17 protein-coding genes are annotated in these 21876 nt (G+C 44.4%); 10 read left to right on the forward strand and 7 right to left on the reverse strand.

The window, feature by feature from the left end:
- Positions 1 to 232 precede the first annotated feature (232 nt).
- From E2H97_RS18105 to E2H97_RS18125, 5 genes are all read left to right on the forward strand, one after another.
- Positions 233 to 2449 carry a TonB-dependent siderophore receptor gene (locus E2H97_RS18105; protein WP_170308355.1) on the forward strand — a complete coding sequence of 739 codons (2217 nt, stop codon included), beginning with the start codon at positions 233 to 235 and terminating at the stop codon, positions 2447 to 2449.
- A gap of 109 nt (positions 2450 to 2558) precedes the next feature.
- Positions 2559 to 3230, forward strand: a complete 672-nt coding sequence (locus E2H97_RS18110) for a Fe2+-dependent dioxygenase (protein WP_133408416.1) — start codon at positions 2559 to 2561, stop codon at positions 3228 to 3230.
- Between the two features lie 23 nt (positions 3231 to 3253).
- The gene (locus tag E2H97_RS18115) at positions 3254 to 3544 is read left to right on the forward strand and encodes a hypothetical protein (RefSeq protein WP_133408417.1); all 291 of its coding nucleotides are present in this window, start codon (positions 3254 to 3256) and stop codon (positions 3542 to 3544) included.
- Positions 3541 to 5082, forward strand: a complete 1542-nt coding sequence (locus tag E2H97_RS18120) for a PepSY-associated TM helix domain-containing protein (protein WP_133408418.1) — start codon at positions 3541 to 3543, stop codon at positions 5080 to 5082. Before E2H97_RS18115 ends, E2H97_RS18120 begins: the two co-directional genes overlap by 4 nt.
- On the forward strand, positions 5076 to 5369 hold the full coding sequence (locus tag E2H97_RS18125; protein WP_133408419.1) for a DUF3325 family protein: 294 nt from the start codon (positions 5076 to 5078) through the stop codon (positions 5367 to 5369). Before E2H97_RS18120 ends, E2H97_RS18125 begins: the two co-directional genes overlap by 7 nt.
- A 308-nt stretch (positions 5370 to 5677) precedes the next feature.
- On the opposite strand, the gene yjeH is transcribed toward E2H97_RS18125, so the two are convergent.
- The gene (gene yjeH / locus E2H97_RS18130) at positions 5678 to 6919 is read right to left on the reverse strand and encodes an L-methionine/branched-chain amino acid transporter (protein WP_133408420.1); all 1242 of its coding nucleotides are present in this window, start codon (positions 6917 to 6919) and stop codon (positions 5678 to 5680) included.
- Positions 6920 to 7132: 213 nt separating this feature from the next.
- On the opposite strand from yjeH, the gene E2H97_RS18135 reads away from it, so the two are divergent.
- Positions 7133 to 7564: an Lrp/AsnC family transcriptional regulator gene (locus tag E2H97_RS18135; RefSeq protein WP_133408421.1), complete on the forward strand. Its 432-nt coding sequence runs from the start codon at positions 7133 to 7135 to the stop codon at positions 7562 to 7564.
- 64 nt (positions 7565 to 7628) lie between these two features.
- Here E2H97_RS18135 and rpoH read toward each other — a convergent pair whose 3' ends face one another.
- The 4 genes from rpoH to ftsY form a co-directional block, all read right to left on the reverse strand.
- Positions 7629 to 8492, reverse strand: a complete 864-nt coding sequence (gene rpoH / locus E2H97_RS18140) for an RNA polymerase sigma factor RpoH (RefSeq protein WP_133408422.1) — start codon at positions 8490 to 8492, stop codon at positions 7629 to 7631.
- Positions 8493 to 8642: 150 nt separating this feature from the next.
- Positions 8643 to 9620: a permease-like cell division protein FtsX gene (gene ftsX, locus E2H97_RS18145; protein WP_133408423.1), complete on the reverse strand. Its 978-nt coding sequence runs from the start codon at positions 9618 to 9620 to the stop codon at positions 8643 to 8645.
- Positions 9613 to 10278, reverse strand: coding sequence for a cell division ATP-binding protein FtsE (gene ftsE, locus E2H97_RS18150; RefSeq protein ID WP_133408424.1), 666 nt, complete (start codon positions 10276 to 10278; stop codon positions 9613 to 9615). The genes ftsX and ftsE overlap by 8 nt, the downstream gene beginning before the upstream one ends.
- Before the next feature lie 188 nt (positions 10279 to 10466).
- Positions 10467 to 12071: a signal recognition particle-docking protein FtsY gene (gene ftsY, locus E2H97_RS18155; RefSeq protein ID WP_133408425.1), complete on the reverse strand. Its 1605-nt coding sequence runs from the start codon at positions 12069 to 12071 to the stop codon at positions 10467 to 10469.
- 249 nt (positions 12072 to 12320) lie between these two features.
- Here ftsY and rsmD point away from each other — a divergent pair, with 249 nt between their 5' ends.
- From rsmD to E2H97_RS18175, 4 genes are all read left to right on the forward strand, one after another.
- A complete protein-coding gene (gene rsmD, locus E2H97_RS18160; RefSeq protein WP_133408426.1) occupies positions 12321 to 12899 on the forward strand; it encodes a 16S rRNA (guanine(966)-N(2))-methyltransferase RsmD in 579 nt (192 codons plus the stop codon).
- 73 nt (positions 12900 to 12972) lie between these two features.
- Positions 12973 to 13341: a hypothetical protein gene (locus E2H97_RS18165; protein ID WP_133408427.1), complete on the forward strand. Its 369-nt coding sequence runs from the start codon at positions 12973 to 12975 to the stop codon at positions 13339 to 13341.
- Positions 13342 to 13404: 63 nt separating this feature from the next.
- Positions 13405 to 14619 (forward strand): heavy metal-binding domain-containing protein, encoded by a 1215-nt coding sequence (locus E2H97_RS18170; RefSeq protein ID WP_246029027.1) that lies wholly within the window; start codon positions 13405 to 13407, stop codon positions 14617 to 14619.
- Positions 14620 to 14628: 9 nt separating this feature from the next.
- The gene (locus E2H97_RS18175) at positions 14629 to 17760 is read left to right on the forward strand and encodes an efflux RND transporter permease subunit (protein ID WP_133408428.1); all 3132 of its coding nucleotides are present in this window, start codon (positions 14629 to 14631) and stop codon (positions 17758 to 17760) included.
- Between the two features lie 225 nt (positions 17761 to 17985).
- On the opposite strand, the gene E2H97_RS18180 is transcribed toward E2H97_RS18175, so the two are convergent.
- The gene (locus E2H97_RS18180) at positions 17986 to 19227 is read right to left on the reverse strand and encodes an aromatic amino acid transport family protein (RefSeq protein WP_133408429.1); all 1242 of its coding nucleotides are present in this window, start codon (positions 19225 to 19227) and stop codon (positions 17986 to 17988) included.
- Complete coding sequence (gene plsB, locus E2H97_RS18185; protein WP_133408430.1) at positions 19227 to 21665, reverse strand: glycerol-3-phosphate 1-O-acyltransferase PlsB; 2439 nt, start codon at positions 21663 to 21665, stop codon at positions 19227 to 19229. The genes E2H97_RS18180 and plsB overlap by 1 nt, the downstream gene beginning before the upstream one ends.
- Positions 21666 to 21876: the final 211 nt, after the last annotated feature.

Here is a 21876-nt window from a genome sequence, read left to right on the forward strand (position 1 = left end):
TTCTGTAAACAAAAATACAACTTATCTAAACGGTTTCGCCAAACTCAATTCCAGCTCATCGTACCAGCAAACAAAATACCGAGTATCAAAAGTACTTTAACTATCTATTTTAAATAAAAAATATTTTTCACTAAAACTTATTTACAACACAAATGATATTCATTATCATTCGCGCCAATTCCAAATCGTCTCAATGACATTCATTAACCCTACTATTCTGAGAATTCATTTTATGAGTAAAAGGAAAGCCTCAAAGCTTAATCAAGCGGCTATGCTAAACAGTGCATTAATTTCAACACTTGCAGTAACATCACCAATGGTATTGGCTGATGATGCCCAATCGAACAAAGCCAAAGAAGACATCGAACGCATTGAGGTTCATGGTCACCGTCCAAACCAATTACACATTAAAGACAATACAGCGACTAAAATGAATGTGGATCTTAAAGATGTAGGTCGCTCGATTACTGTCTTAGATGCTGTTGATCTGGATAAACGCGCCATTGAAGACGTAAAAGAAGCGTTTGGTTATGTGGCAGGTGTACGTGCTAATGGTCCTGCGGATCGTACTTATACCGCTCGCGGTATCCGCACTAGCATTGATATGGTCATGATTGATGGTATGCGTTCACTTCAGGGTGGTGAGGGCGGAACAGGTTCTCGCTCTCCAAGCACGTTTAACGCAGAGCAAGTCGTATTTTTGCGCGGTCCAGAAGCATTACTTTATGGTGCTGGTATTGGTGGCGGCATCATCAACATTATCACTAAAAAGCCGCAAGAAATTGCTCAAACTAGCATCAGCGTTAAAAATCGTAGCTATGTATCTGGCGATACGGGTAACTTTAAACAAAACCGCACTAGCTTAGACTTAGATACCACGGGCGCCATTGATAACGACAACACCTACCTATATCGCTTATTGGCACAATACACCCCATCAGGTGATCACTTCCAAAAAGGTCGTAAAACAGATGAAAAGCAAGTGGACTTGTCCTTCATCTGGAACCTATCTCCAAGCACCACATTAATGCCACGTTTTGAGTACGCTAACCGTGAATTAACCGGTGGCAGTAGCTATGCTGACGGCGTATTCACTGAAAACTTTTCAAAAGGTGAATTTAAGCGATATGGCAAACCAATCAACCGTGGTAAGTATTACGGTAGTAAAAACGATAAAGGTAAAAACCTAACGAAAAGCTATGGCTTAAGACTGGATCATGATTTTAATTCCGACTGGAGTGCATTAGCTCAGTACCGCTATAGTACGACTGAATCTGAAGCGCTTGATTTGTACATTTCTGATAGTAAAGGCTTGGACAATGAAATCGGTAAAGATAAGGTTAACCGTAAATGGGTGTTCACTAAAGGCGACGATAAATATCGTTTATTTGATGCCAATATCCAAGGTTTTGCTAACCTAATGGGAATGGAACATCACATTCTTCTTGGTTATAACTTCCGTGATGCCGATGTATTGTTTGAACGTAACTTCCAAAGTTCAGATGACGCAAAGGGTAAAAACTGGATTTCAGCTTCAAACCCAGACAATCAAATTGTAGGTCCAGTACCAGCTTCAATACTTGAGGTTAAGTTTGCCCCTAGAGCTCAAAAAGATACTAACGCGTACTTAAAAGACAGAATTAAAGTAACGAGTAAAACGACAGTAATTGCAGGCCTAGGTTATGTAGAGCAAAAGCAAAAAGAAACTCGAGGTGATAAGGTATATAGCAAAACCTACAATGACTTCATTTGGGACTTTGGTGTTGTTCAAGCCTTAACCGATGACATCAATGTATTTGCTACTTATAGCCGCGCTTACCAGCCTGTTAATGCAAGATGGATTGCACAATATGGTCAAGGAAAAACCGATTACCTAGCTGTTGAAGGTTACAATTATGAAGTAGGTATGAAAGCCGACTTGCTTAATGGCGATCTAGCAACCTCACTAACTTTATATCGAATGGATCGTGAAAATAGCACTAAATTCGTTCGTACCAGTAAAGGTTACAAGCTTGAACAGCTGAGTGGGAAAAGCTTCCAGTCTAAAGGTGCCGACCTTGAAGTGATTTACCACTTTAACGATCACTTTAATACCAACTTTAACTACGCCTTTAACCGCGCCTATGACACCATTGGTGATAACAAAGGCAAGCAAGCCAATAATGCGCCAAAACACTCTGCATCTATTTGGAACAATTTCAAAGTTAATGAAGAATTGTCATTTGGCATGGGCTTAAAGTACAACTCTGAGCGCTTTGACGGAAAATACATTCTTCCGAGCTATGTGGAAATGGACTTAGGTGCATTCTACAAAATGTCGAACTGGGATTTCTCAATGACACTGACCAACGCACTTGATAAAAACCGTGCAGAAGGCGGTGCTAACTGGGTAACGGTTCAGCCAAATGCTCCTCGTGCATTGAACATGAAAGTGAAGTATACCTTCTAACTTAATAATCTTACTCCAAATCAAGCCGTCATTATTGAAGGCTTTTGGGGTTTTAACGAATTTATAATTTTCTATCGCGATTAGAATGAATGATTAAAAGGCCAAGCCAATGATCAGACCCATAAAGAATCTTTTGACTCCACAGCAAGTCAACGCTCTTCGCCAACTTATTAGCCAAGGGCAATTTGAAGATGGAAAAAATACCGCAGGCTGGCATGCAAAGGGCGTAAAAACCAATTTGCAATGGACTGCCAATGAGCAACTTACTGATGAGCTAAATCAAGCTGTCACCCTTGCTCTTAGTGCAAACCCCGAATTTACTGCGCTGACTTACCCTAAAAAAATGATGCCGTTTATTGTCAGTAAATCTACTGACCAAGGTGGTTATGGTGATCACATCGATGATGCCATCATGCACCATGAAGAACTGATACGTACCGACATCTCGTGCACAATTTTCCTTTCAGATCCTAAGGATTATGAAGGCGGTGAATTGACCATGACGCTAGGCGGTATCGAAATGGCGTACAAATTGGAAGCCGGAGACGCCATTGTTTATCCAAGTACGACTTTGCACCGAGTCAACCCAGTTACCAGTGGAGAAAGGGTAGCGGTATTAACTTGGATTGAAAGTTTAGTGTCAAGTTTAGAAAAACGTGAAATTTTGTACGATTTGGACACGGCGAGGAAGACAATCATGCAACAACATGGTAAAACCCCCGAGTTTGATTTGATCACCAAGTCTCATGCTAATTTACTTCGCCGTTGGGCGATCACATAGAACCGATTGTTAGATTAAAGACCATGACATTTTCTCTTCCAGTTTTTATTCGAACCTTAATGGCTATCTTTGGTGGCTACGGGGTTGGGATCTGTGCCAGTTTCGGCATGATCCCTGTTTCATTGTGGCTATTCACTAATAATGTCCATGATGCCATTTTCATTGGTTTAATGTTCAGTTACCTGTTTGCCTTTATTGCCTTTATTTGGTGCTTTTGTTGCAAGAAAACCATCCATACTGTCCGCGATTTAGGTATTGCTAGCATTGCCCTAATGGGTTTGTATTATTTGTTTCCTGTCGAGGTAATGTCATGAAGGGAAATTTTAGACGCTCGATGATCTGGCTGCATACATACAGCGGGCTTCTTTTAAGCTGGTTGCTGTTTGCGGTATTTGTGACTGGAACGCTCAGTTACTACGCTGATGAGCTAGATGTATGGATGCAACCCGAAAAGCTTGAACAGCAAGCTCAGCAGCAAGTGATCCCACAAGCCATTGCAGCTCTCAATCAAAAAGCTCAAGGAGCCAGCCGCTGGAACATCAACCTAGGTAACGAGCGCGACCCTAAAGCCGAAATTCGTTGGCAAATGCCGGGACAAGGTCGCCGTGACGGTCAAAGAGAATCCCTGTCCTCAACTGATGTGCAGCCAAGAGAAACCGTTGGCGGCAGTTTTTTTGTCCACTTTCACTATACGCTTGAGCTAAGAGAATACGGTGGTCGTTATATCACTGGGATTGCCGCCTTTACCATGTTGATAGGTGTCTTCACTGGTATTTTCACTCACAGACGTTTTTTCAAAGACTTCTTTTTACTGCGTTGGCAGAATCTAAAACGTGCCATGATTGATGCACATGCCATCATAGGTATTGTCACCATTCCGTTTTGTTTTGTGATCTGCCTAAGCGGAATGATGTTTTACTTTTCACTCTATGTCCCCGCATCAGCCAACTATCACTATGATAAAGGCTATCGCCAATTGTCATCACAAGTGAGCCCTAAAGGCTTTGACCGTAAAGCATCTGGTGAGTTAGCCCAGCCAATCCAAAATATTACGCCAATATTAGACCAAGTGAAATCACAGTGGTCTGAGCCAAACAGCATCAGTTGGGTGAGTTACTATCATCCTTATGATCAAAACGGTTACTTGATGTTTTATCGCAATAAAAGTGACTTATCACGTCAAAGCGAAACCTTAACCTTTGATGCCAGCTCAGGTGAACTGCTTCATCAAACCCAAGCACCACGCGTACCAAAGCTGATCAGCTATGTCTTTTTAGGTCTCCACGAGGGTAAATTTGCCAGTGACGGTCTGCGCTTCATATTGTTTATTCTAGGAACCTTAAGCTCAGCGCTTATCGCAACCGGCGCGATTTTATGGCTGAATAATCGTATCGAACGCAATGTCAGTCATTCAGGCACCAAGTTAATAGACTGGAGCAACAAAGCTTTGCTCGGTGGATTACCCATTGGTATCGCCTGTTTATTTTTAGCCAACCGATTATTACCCGCTCAAATTGATGGTCGCTACGAGCTAGAATGGCTGAGCTTTTTTGGTGGCTGGGGCTCATGCTTACTGCTCGCCATGGCGTTTAAAGCCCGCCAATATTGGCAACATAATTTACTACTATTAGCGATATTATTGCTAAGTTTACCCCTCATTGATCTCGTTGGTTCAGGGCAGTATCTGATCACAGCCATTCAAACAGGAAACCTGACCTTTTTAGGTGTTGAAATGGGTATTGTAACTTCGGCGTTATTGGCATTAGTGTTAAGGCGCTATTTGTCCCAACGTCAGTTAGCATCACATAAGAAACCTGTAAAAGCGACAATGAAAAAGGCGGCCTCATGCTAATCGTTCACTTACTCTCTGCAATTGCTATCTTGTGCTTTTCATTCAGCCAAAGTAAGCATTTTAATGTGGTGTTCAATCAACGCTTATCGGATAAATCTGCAAAAGTGATGCAAGTGAGTGGCATATTAGCCTTAGTTGCTACTCAATGGCTGTTAATTCAACTACCACATATGGGAGTAAACTATGTTTCTTGGCTATGTGGGATCTCGATGTGGATAGTGCTAACCGGAATGTCGTTAAGCTACTTTCATCATAAAAAGAGCAAAGCACGACCGAAGAGAAGATAAGAAGTATCCAGCAGTAGAAGCGAAAGCCTCTACTGCTAGGGCGTGTTGGTCTTTCAGGATTAAATTTTGTGCTATTTGAGCGCTTTTCTGTTTAAGGCGTGAGCAGTGAAGCTTAGCAATCTAAGTGAACTGGTCACAACACAGAACAGGAAGCGCTCAAAGCATCGAAGACAGCGTAAATTGGTCACTTTTACTACGTTATCGCTTGTTCATGTGGAGTACCACACTTCACAAGCTCCGCCTTGCAAAAGATAACCAATTTATCGCTGCAAAAACAATCAAGAAAGATCAACACGCCCTAGTTATATCTAGATTGAAGCCTGTTTAGCCGCCAGATATTTCTTTTGACGCCAAATCAATGGAATACTTACCAACGCAAGCCCCACCGCATAACTCATGCTTGCGCCCAAGGCATAACCCATCGCCAAACAGAATCCACAACCAGTGATGATCAGTGGTAGATTTCGCTTACTGAGTAATCTTAACGCCGCTAACATCGCCATCAAATAGATGATCACAAATACGCCATTGGTCCAAGCAATCAAGCTTTCTAGATCGTGTTCGCTAATAAAGGTCAGTACTAAAATCGTTGCCATAAAACCTAAAATCACCGATAAAGCTCGCTCAGGCACGCCGTTGTTATTCACCTTAGCTAAGCTGCTCGGCAATAACCCTTCTTCACTAAAGCTACGAACCAAACGTGCGGCACTGGCATTGTAAACATTCACCGTAGCTAAACCGCTTAAAATCCCTAATATGCCGATAACGATTGCGCCATAACCGCCGAGTAACTTATCGAAAATTCCCGCCATCGCTAACGATGATTCCGTTGGTACTAATAAAATCAAGGTCGTACACGCCAGATAAATGATGCCCACCAGTACCACACCAATGATCATCGCGGGTAGCATGTCACGCTTGGGATTTTCAAAATCATTGGCTAAATGACTTATGGCTTCAACACCAAGGAAACTCCAAAAGGCAATACCCATAGCCGCAAATATTGGCGAAATTGCAATCTCATCCATTGGCTGCCAATCCAGTTTGTCAAAATGCACGCCACTGGCGGCAAATAGCGCGATGACAATCGCTACAACCGTCAGCGTAAGTGCAAACTGAACTTTGGCAGATAATTGTAATCCCTGACGCCCCACCAAAAACAAGCCAAGTACCACCAGAAGCTGCAACATCAATTCCGCTGTTCCTTCAACGGGATGTATGGATTTCACAAACTCAAAGGTCATTAATATTGCCGCTGGTGCACCAAAAGGCACCACAAATAAAAAAATCAAACCAATGGTGCGCCCTAAGGTTCGACCAAAGGCTTTTTCGACAAAATACGCAGGTCCTGCAGAATGAGGGTAGCGACCTGACAATTTACCAAATATCAAAGTAACCGGAATAATGGTTAACGTCAGGATAGCCCAAGCCCACAAGGCTCCAGCACCTGCTAACTTAACGGTTACCTGCGGTAAAATAAAAACCCCTGTCCCCAACAAAGTGGTGGCCATTAATCCAGCCCCTTGCCAACGCCCAATTTTTGCATTCATCAATTTCTTTACCTAGCCTCACAATTAAAACTCTGGCAGAACAGGCTGCCAGTCGGTATATTCCAATAAAATCTATGGTGCTGAATTATAGAGATAAGCAAAAAACAATGTGTTGGAGTTACTAACAAATTTTGACTCTTTCACAGACAAAGTGTCGGAATTTTGCTTTTTTTCAGTCAGAATGTCGGAAACAGGGAAAATCGGAGCCGCGGTATGGATAAATTTGACCAAGCTATCATCAACGAATTAAGAAAAAATGCCCGTCAGAGCATCTCTCATATTGCTGATCAAGTGAGTTTATCTCGTAGTGCCGTAACTGATCGCATTAAACGTCTTGAGAAAAATGGCACTATCCGTGGTTATCAAGTGTTATTGAGCGAATCACAGAAACAAGGCGTCTGTGCTTATTTTGAAATCGAGCATACTTGTGCTCGCAGTAATGAGATCATTCCGACGTTTCAAGCTATTCCAGAAATTCAAACCTGTTTTGGGATCAGTGGCAACATGGACTTACTGGTATTTGTCAAAGCTGATTCCATGCAGCGTTTACATGAAATTCGTGAATTTATTGATGCCCAAGACACCATAAAGTCGATTAAAACTCATGTAGTGATGAGTGAATGGATCAATAATTTGGGAAGTTAAGATTGTTTCGCAAACAAAAACACCTGCCGAGGCAGGTGCTTAGTGAATTAATTGGAAGCAGCGCTTAAGCCGCCATACAAGCCTTCAGCTTTTTCATGGCACTTTTTTCAAGCTGACGAATACGCTCAGCAGAAACATTATATTGTGCAGCTAAGTCGTGCAAGGTTGATTTGTCTTCATTCAACCAACGGGCTTGCAGAATGTGCTGGCTACGTTCATCAAGGGTTTTAATCGCTGATAGCAGTCGTGCTTGCGCTTGTGATTCCCAGTTATCTTGTTCAATGGTTTGAGCGTGATCTGAACTGTGATCTTCTAGATATTGCACAGGTGCAAAATCGGTAGAGTCATCGTCATTATCAGAGGCTAAGTCAAACGCCGGATCTTGAGCGGCCATACGAGATTCCATCTCTAGCACGTCTTTTTTCGACACCCCGAGATTATCCGCCACCATAGAGACTTCATCGTCACTGAACCAGCCTAAACGCTTTTTGGCTTTTCGCAGATTAAAGAACAGCTTGCGCTGTGCTTTGGTAGTCGCCACTTTCACGATACGCCAATTTTTCAGTACGTATTCATGAATTTCCGCTTTGATCCAATGCACAGCAAAAGATACGAGACGAACACCTACGGTAGGATCAAAACGTTTTACCGCTTTCATCAAACCAATATTACCTTCTTGGATCAAATCCGCTTGTGGCAAACCGTAGCCAGAATAGCCTTTAGCCACATGCACCACAAAACGAAGATGCGACATAATGAGCTTTTTAGCCGCTTGTAAATCACCCGTTTCCTGCAAACGTTTGGCAAGTTCATATTCCGTCTGCGCATCCAGCATTGAAATGCCATTTACGGACTGAACATAAGACTCTAGGCTGCTGCTCCCTTGTGGGACAGCCATCAGTGCCATCGAATGTTTGTCTTGGGTCATTTAAGTAAGCTCCTAAATGAAATAAAAAAAGTGAAACAATAAAAAGCTCGGATTGAACAATATTCATTATTTGACAGAATATGTCAACCATCAAGTTAATTCTTATTAAGCTTGCAACAAGGTATAAGACTATTATACCAGTTAAAAGTTCTATCTAGGCTCAATCGCCTTTAAGTGCTGCCTTACTGATAGATAAGCACCTAACCAACCTAAAAGCGCCGCAAATAACAAGAGAAAACCGCATTCTTTAAGTGACAACATGGATAGCGACATCGGCGAGTCATACAATTGTAGTAAACCGACTAAAGCACCATCAAGATACCACACCAAACTTTGCACTATGATGACAGCCAATCCACCAGCGATAATACCTAGCCACAGACCAGAATATAAGAATGGACGTTGAATGAAGGCATCAGTTGCCCCCACCAGCTTCATCACTTCGATTTCTCGCTGACGATTCACAATGGATAAACGGATCGTATTGCCTATCACTAAGGTCACCGCCAAAATCAGCAAGAGTGCAACCGCAAACACCGCTCGTTGAATGATGGATACGATGGCTTGTAAGCGCTGTAGCCACTCAATATCTAAACGCCCAAAGCTGATTTGTTGCTCTTGCTCTAAACGTTTGAGCAGCGCTTTGGCTTTAGCTGGGCTTGAGGCTTGAGTGGTCGGGGTAACGCTTACCACAGCTGGCAGCGGGTTGTCGTCCAAATAAGCTAACGCATCGCCAAAGCCTGATAACGCTTGAAACTCGTCTAAGGCTTGTTTGCGGCTGATGTATTGCACCTCACTGACATCTGGATCGGACTTTATACGAGTGAGTAAAGACTGAATGCTAGCTTCACTACGAGGAGAATCAATAAAAAGTGAAATTTGCGCCGCATTGTCCCATGAGTTGGTGATCACAGCGGCATTTTTAACGAGTACTTGCAACGCGGCAGGTAAGCTTAAACTGACGCCCAATACGATCATGGTCATTAACGATGAGACTGGTGTTCGCCAAATTTCGCCAACACTGGCAAGCGCCTGCTGAATATGACGAACAAAAAACATCACTATTCGACCTGACAATGGCAACTTACTGTGATTAAGAGCATTAAGGCTGGAAGTTGGCTTAGTCATGCTCACCTCCCAACATTCTACCTTGCTTTAAAGTCAAAGTGCGATATTTCATGCGAGCGATCAAGCCCAAATCATGGGTGGCAATCAAGACACTGGTGCCGACATCATTGAGGATCTCAAACAGCCTTAAAATATCCATAGACAGTTTAGGATCTAAGTTACCCGTAGGTTCATCCGCCAACAATAATGAAGGCTTATTGACGATGGCACGGGCAATCCCTACTCGTTGGCGTTCACCACCAGAGAGCATGATTGGCAGGTGCTTTTCTTTACCAAATAACCCCACCATATCCAGCGCACCCGCAACCCGCTTTTTTATATCGCCCATAGAGTAGCCTTCGATGATCAAAGGCAGCGCGATATTATCGAACACACTTTTGTCCATCAATAAGTGGTGATCTTGGAAGATCATACCAATGTTACGGCGAAAATACGGCACTTGCTTGGGTTTGAGAGCCGAGACATCGTAATCATTAACAATGACTCGACCAGCGCTGGCTCGCTCAATCGCGGTGATCAGTTTGAGCAAGGTACTTTTACCAGCCCCCGAATGCCCAGTTAAAAACGCCATTTCCCCAGAGCCTAGGGCAAAATTCACCTGAGTTAAGGCTTTTTGACCACTGGGATAAACTTTGCTTACCTGCTCAAACTCAATCATAGTATTCCGTTAATTATTTTTGCCCAATATTCTCAGAGGTTGAGCCTTAACTAAGGAGTCATAATATGGACAACAACAGAAACGCACGTCCATGTACTGACGACCGTGACATCCTGTCATGGACGGTTGTCTTACCACATTATGACCCCTATCATATGACATTGAATGTTAAACATTCATCCAGTCTATCAAGACTGATTAGGATTCTGCTCTTCTTGATTAAACAGCGCATCAATAAAGTCTTTGGCATCAAAAGCGCGTAGATCATCAATTTGCTCACCAACACCAATATGACGAATTGGAATTGAGAACTTATCGGCAATAGCAAAAATCACCCCGCCTTTTGCGGTACCATCAAGCTTGGTTAACGTAATGCCCGTTACCCCTACCGCATCTTGGAACAATTGTGCCTGACTGATGGCATTTTGCCCAGTGCTGGCATCTAAGGTCAACATCACTTCATGCGGTGCGTTCATATCTTGCTTTTTCATTACGCGAACGACTTTTTTCAGCTCTTCCATCAAGTGCGATTTGTTTTGCAAACGTCCTGCGGTATCAGCAATCAGTACATCAGCGCCACGCGCTTTCGCCGCTTGCAAGGCATCAAATAATACTGAAGCACTGTCTGCTCCTGTGTGTTGTGCAATCACTGGAATATCGTTACGTTGTCCCCACACTTGCAACTGCTCAACCGCGGCGGCACGGAAGGTGTCTCCTGCCGCCAACATCACCGATTTACCTTGGCTTTGATACTGTTTGGCAAGCTTACCAATGGTAGTGGTTTTACCCACACCGTTTACGCCCACCATTAAGATCACAAACGGACCGTCTTGCCCTTCTGGAACCTCAGGAATAAGTGGCGCTGATACTGGCTCAAGCGTTTGTTGCATTTCTTCTCGAAGCAACTCATATAAGGCTTCACCGTCTTTCAGCTGTTTACGCGACGCATGTTGCGTCAAGCTATCGATTAAGCGTGTGGTGGTTTCGACGCCCACATCGGCAATTAATAGCTGTTCTTCAAGTTCTTCAAACAGCTCATCATCAATCTTCTTGCCTTTGAATAAGCCAATGAAACCACTACCAATGTTTTCACTGGTGCGTTGCAAGCCTCGTTTTAGACGTGCAAAAAAACCTTCTTTTTTTGGCTTTGCTTGTGGTTCCAGCTGAGCTTCGGCTGTTGGCTCTGGCTCTGGCTCTGGCTCTGGCTCTGGCTCTGGCTCTGGCTCTGGCTCTGGCTCTGGCTCTGGCTCTGGCTCTGGCTCTGGCTCTGGCTCTGGCTCTGGCTCTGGCTCTGGCTCTGGCTCTGGCTCTGGCTCTGGCTCTGGCTCTGGCTCTGGCTCTGGCTCTGGCTCTGGCTCTGGCTCTGGCTCTGGCTCTGGCTCTGGCTCTGGCTCTGGCTCTGGCTCTGGCTCTGGCTCTGGCTCTGGCTCTGGCTCTGGCTCTGGCTCTGGCTCTGGCTCTGGCTCTGGCTCTGGCTCTGGCTCTGGCTCTGGCTCTGGCTCTGGCTCTGGCTCTGGCTCTGGCTCTGGCTCTGGCTCTGCAAGATTTTCGACCTCTGTGCCTGTTTCAACAACCTTTTCTTGGCTATCTTGAGGTGTTTGTTGATCTTGAACCTCTGTAGATTCAACGCTTACTTCTACTGGCTTACTCTCAATTGCTGGCTGTGACTCAACAACTTCAGCTTCTGGAGTTTCAACTGTCTGTACTTCTTCTTGTGTTTCTACTTGTTTAGGCTCGTCTTTCGCCTTTGACTTATCCCTACGGAACCAAGAGAAAAAACCTTTCTTTGCCATTTTATTTCCCAGCAATCAGTGAACCTAAAAACATCAGTTGAACGCTCGTTAAGTTAATAACTATCTGAAAGGCGCAATTTTTATGATTTCATCACTCACCGAATGGGTGAAACGCTTGTAAACGTAGCCAATTGATGTTTTTAGGTTGAAAGCCGCATGATTTCACTTAAACCAAGCAGCCGTTTCATTTAAAATTCTGTTAAACACCAGAGTTTACCATTTTCTCTTTCAGCACAACATAGGAATATCATGGCGAAAAAACAGTCACAAAGCAGCCAAGTTCGTATTATTTCAGGGCAATGGCGTGGGCGAAAATTACCTATCCATGATGTTGAAGGGCTTCGCCCCACGACAGACCGTATCAAAGAGACGGTGTTTAATTGGTTAATGGCAGATGTACGTGGTGCTCGAGTATTGGATTGTTTTGCAGGCAGCGGCAGTTTGAGTTTTGAAGCCTTATCCCGTTATGCTGAATTCGCACAGTTATTTGAGCTCGATAAAAAAGCTGCAAAACAGCTTCAGCAAAACCTCGATACTTTAAAATGTGACAGTGCTAAAGTAAGCCAAGGGGATAGCTTATCGTTATTAAAGCAAGTGCCAGAAAAGCCTTTTGATTTAATTTTCCTTGATCCACCGTTTCGCAAAAACCTGCTTGAGCCTAGTATCAAACTGTTAATTGAAAACCAATGGTTAACGGATGAAGCGTTAATTTATGTAGAATTAGAATCAGATGCGACTCAATTAACCGTACCTCAACACTGGCGACTACTCAAACAAAAAGTAGCTGGACAAGTGGACTCTCGATTATACTTTCATCAAAGCTCGTAACAAAAGCTCGGCTTTGCGGGTCTTTTTATGCTAGATTCAGCGGCAATGAGTTATGGGAATTAAATTAGGTTAGATGAAATACGCTCTATTGATCATCATCAGTGTGTGTTTTCTGCTCACGCAAAGCGTGTCGGCAGCGACCTTGCCTGCCTTGAATTCCTCTCAAGCACCAATGAGTCAATCTATGACGATGGATGAGCATTGCCATCATGACAGCAAGGTGATGCAAACCAAAGTCTCCAACATGACTCATGACTGTTGCCAAACAGAGCAACACGATTGCCAAGGCAGTTGTGAGCCTTGTGGCGTTGTGGCTGGCGTCAGCCTAACCTATAGTGCCTTAAAAATGTCGTTACCGAGATCTACTCAAGCAATGGCATTTCATAACCGCTTTTTCTATCAATACCATCCCGATCCGAGTCTGCGCCCTCCTATTGCCTAATTCAGCTTAATTATTCTGTCCCCAATTATTCGGGGCATTTTTCTGAATTAACAATAGGAAATTATGATGCGTTATTCCTTTATTGCCCTGCTATGGCTGGGCACGTTGGCATCAGCATTTGCGGCCAATCACGATCATTCAATGCACCAAGTGCTTGCACCTAAAGCACAATACGTATGCCCAATGCATGCCCATATCAAAAAAGATCACGAGGGTACGTGCCCGATTTGTGGGATGGACTTGGTGAAATCCGTTGCCAGTGAAAACACTAACACGCCATCCATCAGCGTGTCTGGCGATATGCAACAAGCTCTGTCGATTAAGGTTTCGTCAGTAAAGCGCCAAACCTTATGGCAATACGTGAAAACCACTGGCATCGCCAAATACGACGAACGTAAAATTCATCACCAACACGCCCGTGTTAGTGGCTGGATTGAGAAGTTAGCGGTAAGCAGCATTGGTGAGCAAATCAAGCAAGGGCAACTGTTGTATCAGCTCTATTCACCAGAGCTGATCACCGCTCAAGATGATTTTTTGCTGACACTGAATACCTACGAGAAAAATCCAAGCAGTCGTAAATATGCAGAACTACTTGAAAAATCACGCACTCGCTTGTTATTGCTTGGGATCAGTCCAAAGCAAATTCAGCAGCTTCAAAAGCAAAAGCAAAGCCAATTTTTAGTCAATTACTACGCCAAACAAGCGGGCGTTATTAAAGCCCTTAACGTTCGCGAAGGTATGTATATTGAGCCTAAAACCGAAGTGCTTGCCATTGCCAGTACCAATGACATTTGGGTCGTCGCCGATATTTACGATGCCAATCAACCTTGGCTAACAACAGGTATCACTGCCAGAGTGAAACCTGTCACCACCGCAGGGGAAACACGTATCGGCAAGGTTGAGTATCTGTATCCTGATCAAGATCCTGTGACTCGAAGCAGTCGTGCTCGTATTGTGTTTGAGTCTAGTTCTGTACCGCTAAAACATAATGCTTTGGTCGATGTTGAGCTACTTGGTGGTGCAAAACACCATGTGCTGACTATTCCACAACATGCTTTGATCCAAACCGGTACTGACAATCGCGTTATTGTGAAAACCTCAGATAACACTTTTGAAGCCAGAGGCGTTACCACTGGGCTGAAACGCAAAGGCTTAGTCGAAGTACTGTCAGGCGTAAAAGAAGGCGATCAGGTAGTGGTGTCAGGGCAATTCCTATTGGACTCAGAATCCAGTCTACGCGGTGGTTTAGAGCGTTTATCTAGCGCTCACCAGCACTAGGAGGGAAGAATGTTAGCACGTATTATTTCTCTCGCGCTGGAGCAGCGCTTAATCGTCATCATGTTAGCTTTATTGATGACCGGATGGGGTGTGCTTGAACTTAAGCGTACCCCTATTGATGCCTTGCCTGACTTATCGGATGTGCAAGTGATTGTGAAAACCCAATATTCAGGTCAATCACCACAATTGGTGGAGCAGCAGATCACCACCCCACTGTCGAACATTTTAATGAGTGTCCCTGGGGCAAAAACCGTTCGTGGTTTTTCTCTGTTTGGTGATTCCTACATCTATGTGATTTTTAATGATGACACCGACAGTTATTGGGCGCGGAGTCGTGTACAAGAAACCTTATCTCAAGCTTCAAGCCTATTACCCTCAGGCGTACAGCCCATTTTGGGGCCTGATGCGTCTGGCGTAGGCTGGATTTATGAGTATGCGTTAGTCGACCATTCTGGCAATCATGATTTATCACAGCTCACCAGCTTACAAGATTGGTACTTACAGCCTGCTCTACAAAGCATTGAAGGCGTTGCCGAAGTAGCTACGATTGGCGGCATGAAGCAAAGCTATCAAATCGTGGTGAATCCAAGTTTACTGCAAAATTTTGGCTTAACCCTCAAGCAAGTGATCGACACCATCAAGATGCACAACCGTGAGGTTGGTGGCTCTGTGGTAGAAATGGCAGAAGCGGAATATATGATCCGTGCTAAAGGTTATCTCACCAACATCGCTCAAATTGAGCACTTACCTGTTGGGAAGGTATCGCCTTCGGGCACACCTCTGTTGCTAAAAGACATCGCCACCGTCCGCTTAGGACCAAGCAGCCGCCGCGGTATTGCCGAGCTTGATGGTAAAGGTGAAGTGGTGGGCGGCATTATTGTCATGCGTTATCAAAATAATGCCAAAGCCACGATTGAAACGGTGAAAGCTCGTCTAGAGCAATTGAAAAAAGGATTACCTGAAGGCGTAGAGATTGTGCCTACCTACGATCGCTCCGAGCTCATTAATAATTCGGTCGATAATTTATTCGTCAAAATTGGCGAAGAAATGCTGATTGTGGCGCTGGTGTGTTTGCTGTTTTTATTCCATGCTCGCTCGACACTCGTAGCGATTTTAGTACTGCCGCTGTCGATATTAGGTGCGTTCATTTTAATGAACCATCTTGGGATCAATGCCAACATTATGAGTCTGGGTGGCATTGCGATTGCGATTGGCGCCGTGGTCGATGGCGCAATTGTGATGGTGGAAAACACTCATAAACATCTCGAAGCCTTTGAGCAGCAACATCAGCGAACACCCAGCAATACTGAACACTGGCAGCTGATAAAACAAAGCTGTGTAGAAGTGGGACCCGCGCTGTTTTTCTCGCTGCTGATCATCACGCTTAGCTTTGTACCTGTGTTCGCTCTAGGAGCACAGGAAGGTCGACTGTTCAGCCCGCTAGCATTCACTAAGACCTTTACCATGGCAGTCGCCGCCTTACTGTCGATCACCCTTATTCCTGTGGTGATTGGCTTTTTGATCAAAGGGAAAGTCCCTTCTGAGCAGCAAAACCCATTAAACCGTGGCTTGATGGCAAGCTATCGCCCTCTGCTTAATCAAGTACTCAAACATCCAAAACTGACATTAGTAGCGGCTATCTCCATTTTAACCAGCAGCTATTACCCCATCGCTCATACGGGCACTGAGTTTATGCCTGAGTTAGAAGAAGGGGATTTGATGTATATGCCCACCACACTGCCGGGGATCAGTGCCGCCAAAGCCGGGCGGCTGCTACAGCAAACCGATAGGCTCATTAAAACCGTGCCTGAAGTGAAGCGTGTCTTTGGTAAAGTGGGACGCGCGCAAACCGCGACCGATCCCGCACCACTGACCATGCTGGAAACCACCATTTTACTTAAGCCTAAAGATCAATGGCGCAGTGGAATGACCTTAGATGGCATCATTGCTGAGCTGGATGCAAAGGTTCAAGTACCAGGGCTAACCAACGCTTGGGTACAACCCATCAAAACTCGCATTGATATGTTATCGACAGGTGTTAAAACCCCTGTTGGTATCAAGATCAGCGGTGAAGATGTAAAAGAGCTTGAGAACATTGGTCAGCAGATAGAATCCATTTTAGCGCCACTTGACGGCACACAGTCGGTATACGCCGAACGCAGCAGCAGCGGACGTTATTTAGATATCGAGCCCAAACTCGATGTTGCAGCTCGCTATGGGATCAGTCAGCAACAACTGCACGACGTAGTACGCTTTGCAATTGGCGGCATGACCATCAGTGAGTCAATTCAAGGCAATGTGCGCTATCCCATCATCGTGCGCTACCCACGTGAATTAAGGGATAACCTTGAAGCCATCAAGCAATTACCCGTCACCAGTAATCAGGGGCAAATGATCCCACTCTCACATCTTGCTGAGATCACATTGCGCTCTGATGCCGCCATGCTCAAAAGTGAAAACGGACAGCTGATCAGCTGGGTCTTTGTAGATATCAAAAATATTGCGCTCGGAAACTATATTCATGTGGCTCAAACAGCCTTGGATCAGTCTTTAGCTCTGCCACCACGTTATTTTTACGAGTTTGCGGGTCAATATGAGTATCTACAGCGCGTACAAAACACCTTGTCTGTTGTGATCCCAGTAGTACTGGTAGTGATCTTCATTCTGCTATTAATGACTTTTCAGCAAGCAAGCCAAGCCACTATGGTGATGCTGTCACTGCCGTTCGCTTTAGTCGGTAGTACTTGGCTGATTTATGCGATGGGCATTCAGTTTTCTACCGCAGTGATCATCGGCATGATTGCTCTGGCGGGGGTAGCCGCTGAGTTTAGCGTCATCATGTTGCTTTACTTGAACAATGCCATCAGTGATGCAAAAGCCAAACAGCAATTGTCTACCACGTCTGATTTACGCCACGCCATCATGCAAGGCGCTTTGATGCGTATCCGCCCTAAAGCCATGACGGTGGCCACCATCTTCTTTGGACTGTTGCCAGCATTATGGGGCGTGGGCTCAGGTAATGAAGTACTTAAAGCCATTGCAGCACCTATGGTTGGCGGCATGATCACCGCTCCTTTGTTATCGCTGTTTGTTCTACCTGCAATTTATTGGTTATGGTATCAGCGACAACTGAAATCTTGATAAGCACTGATAAAAAAGCCAGCGTTCAAGCTGGCTTTTGAAATCAAACAATAGGGGCTTAAGTGCCTGTCGATAAGTTCTTTGAAAATTATTGTGTTCAGGTTTAGTGCAATACAAGGCGCAATGAAGGTCGCATAGCCATAGCTATGTAACCGAAATTGCAACGCAGTAGAGTGATAAAACTGAGCACAAGAAAATCTTGAGAAGCTTATGGTCAGGTACTTATCAACCAAACATAGGCAGCAATCCTGCCATATTGAGTAAATGGCATACCATAACGGCGATACCGTATAAGAACACCACTCCTAATAATCCACTGCCGCCTGGCACACGAAAACTATGACTGTCAGGGTTAAGTTTTCGTACTTTTATAGCCATCAGACAAGGAATGATCACCACAGAAATAGCCCCAGCTAACGCCGCGAAGCCAATGGCCATGATAAACCCATTAGGTAAGAAAATTCCTAACACCGTTGGTGGTACAAAGGTGACTAAGCCAGATTTAATTCGACCTGACCAACTGTCATCAAAGCCAAATAAATCGGCTATAAAGTCAAATAAAGCTAAGCTCACTCCTAAGAAAGATGACGCAACCGCTAAATTGGCAAATAAGGTCAGTAAGTTCGATAACCAAGCACTGGACACCACTTTTGACATTCCCTCAATCAGCGCCCCCATATTGCCCCCCAAGGCAATAATATGAGAGAACTCACTGCGGGCAATATGACCCATGGTAACCATCATCCAGCAGATATAAATCACCAAAGCCAATACGGTGCCGATCAGTATTGCCTTGAGCACATGTGACGCCGATTTATCATAGTATTTCACTAAACTTGGCACCACTTGCTGAAAACCAAAACTGGCTAAACCAACGGGCAAGGCACCAAGGATATAAAGGGAATAGTGAGGATCACCATTTGGCATCCACAACTTAGCGGGTTCAACGTCTAAGAGTAAATTACCAGTAGCCATAAAGAAGGTGATCAACATGCCACCTAACATAATGGTGGAAATGCGCCCGACATGCTTGGTTCCAATGATGACGATGGTTGCCAACACACCCGCAAACACTAGGCCTGCCCAGCCTTGCGGCAAGCTAAGACCAATAGCCTGCAAGCTATGATTAACGACAGAGCCGCCACCACTGACATAGGCATAAGTCAGTACATACATTAAAAACGCAATACTGACACCACTGACGGTTCGCCAAAAATTACCTAAAATCGTCTTAGTGAGAGAATCAAAATTAACGCCAGCTTTGTAATGCAGATTCACCTCAAGCAGATACAAACCGGCCATCATCATACAAAACCAAGCCACCAGCAACATCAACACTGAGTAGCTGAACCACATCCCAGCCCCAACCACGGGCAAAGTAAACATGCCAGCACCAACAGCGGTGCCAGCAACAATCATGGCTCCGCCAATTACAGAGGGTGAGGTAACGCCCTGTGCCGCCGCCATTAATTAATAGGCTCTTGAGTTTGTGACTGCTTTACACTGTTAATGAGAACTTGCTTAACCGCAGGATCAAGCAAATGATTGAATTGAGACACAAGTGACGAAAGTGACATGTTTGGCTCCGATTGTCCGATAAACCCTAATTCTTTCAGTTTAACGGTCAAAGTAGCATACAATTTCTTATCGTAAAACTCTGGGGCAGCAATGCCATGCAACGTCCCTAAATGTTTGGCTAAGGCTAAACTTTCTCTTTCTAAATCAACGCGCTCTATATCGGGTTGCTGCTCAAGTAAGTTAAATAAAATACCGTAACGCTGCAGCATCTCATCAAGGGTGCGAGCCAGAATATTAAGTGCCAACATATTCGCTTCAACGTGTTTATAGCCGCCTTCGGTTAGCTTAATGAGCTCTTGGGCTTCAAAGTGTTCAATAAAGGCATCAACATGAGCCGTCAGCTCTGGAACATTCAAAAATAGCTCAGCTTGCATCAATGGATACAGTTGCTCGATATGCTCTAAAATGCCTTCGCGGCTGATGTGCTCATGACGCAAAATGCAATTTGCAATCAACGCTGGCAACACAAACAAGTGAACAATGTTGTTGCGATAGTAGGTCATTTCTCGCGCTTGAGTGTCATCAAGTGACACGATGTCACCGTATTTATCCGGCTCAATGGTGAATTTCTCAAGCTCTAAGGCTTGCTCAAGTAAGGTATCTTCATTGCCTTCTGGCACAGAGGTAAACTCGGAATATGGCACCGCTTTAAGCAGCTTCAAGTACAGAGCAAGCTGGCGTTTAAGGCTGGCTTTATCTAGCGATTTTTGCTCAGATGACAATAAAATCAAGCTCACTAAAGTTACAGAGCTGACCGCAGCAGCGCCATTAATGTTGCTCATGACTTTGGTGGCTAGCGTATTTACCGCTGGTGTTAACCATTGCGGCTTCTGATTCGGATCTTCCGCCATCTGCTGACGCCAATTGGGCTCAATGTCATTAAGGTGTTGCTGAACTTGAATAGGCTCACCAAAGTTCACATAGCCTTGACCAAAGTTACCCAGTTTGCGAATAGCACCAAACACTTGCCACACGGATTCTTTTTGTTTTTTCTTACCGCTGAGTTCTTTGTGATACGTCGACACTTCCATTACGTGATCGTAGCCTAAGTACACTGGTACTAAGGTTACAGGACGTTTTGAGCCACGCAAAACACTGTTTACCGTCATGGCGAGCATGCCCGTTTTCGGATTTAATAATCGACCAGTACGTGAACGTCCACCTTCAGTGAAGTACTCAACGCTATAGCCTTTATCAAACAGCTGATCTAAGTAAGCGCGAAAAACAGAGGTATACAGTTTGTTGCCGTTAAAGCTACGACGAATAAAGAAAGCGCCACCTTTACGGAACATAGGACCTGCTGGCCAGAAGTTGAGGTTAATACCCGCCGCAATGTGCGGTGGTACCATCCCTTCGTAATAGAGAATGTACGACAATAAGAGGTAATCCATATGGCTGCGATGACAAGGAACATACACGATTTCATGACCGTCATGATGCAGCTGGCGTACCGACTCCGCACCTCTGATGTTAATGCCTTTATAAAGCTTATTCCAAAGCCAAGTTAGCAAGCGCTCACAAACCCTAACTAAGTTATCAGAATAAGCGGCAGCGATTTCATCTAGGTACTCTTCGGCACGAGCTTTCGCCTGCTCACGGGAGATTTTTTTACTTTTCGCTTCTTCATCAATGGCATCTTGGATCGCTTCTGATGCTAATAACTGTTTAAACAAAGTTTGACGCTTAGGTAAGTCAGGACCGGTCATCACTTTGCGCTGACGTCCAAAATGCACTCGAGCAACACGAGCGAGCTTATGTGCGATGCGCTCATCAGTACCGTGCTCATCCGCCATATAACGCAATGAAACGGCATTGGAAAATTGAATGAAGTTATGGCGCCCTAAAAATAGGATCATTAAGCACTTGCGCAACCAAGTTGGCGTTTCTCTCTCCAGTACTGCCGCCTTCATGGTGTCATCTTCTTTACCCGGCGTACGTCCCCAATACAGACTCACTGGCATAAGCTGAATATCCAACTGCGGATCTTGATGATGCCATTCAAGTAATTGACTGAAATTATTCAAATACTCTTGATCGTTTTGGTTTGAGCCAAACAAAGGCTTAGCCCCTTGTAAGCACACGACTCTGGAAACGGATTGCCCATTGATGGTAACGGGCTCATAAGGATCGGGCAGACCGTATTTGGCAGTGATTTCACTCAGCGCGGCAAAGTCACTGACGGATTCCGTTTTCATCACATAAACCAAAGGCTTGTCAGCCTTAATGTTTAAATCTGAAAATGGCTCTTGCGGTACGACGATAGTATGAACAAACCACTTTTGAATAAAACGCAAGGATTTAAAAAACCAGGAATCATGTTTGAGCATAGGAGCGTGACGTCTAAATCTAAATATTCCCTCTAGAATACCAATTTATCGAAGCGAGGATAAGTAATTGTTTTATTCAACAACATAAATCTTTGCTTTGTACGAACTGAAATTATCAATTTGTTCTTATCTCAATTCCTAGGGGGTATAACCTTGGCATGATGAGTAAATAATATTTAACCTGATTTTTATCTCACTAAAATGAAACAAC

Source organism: Parashewanella tropica, assembly GCF_004358445.1.
In the GTDB taxonomy this organism is placed as follows: domain Bacteria; phylum Pseudomonadota; class Gammaproteobacteria; order Enterobacterales; family Shewanellaceae; genus Parashewanella; species Parashewanella tropica.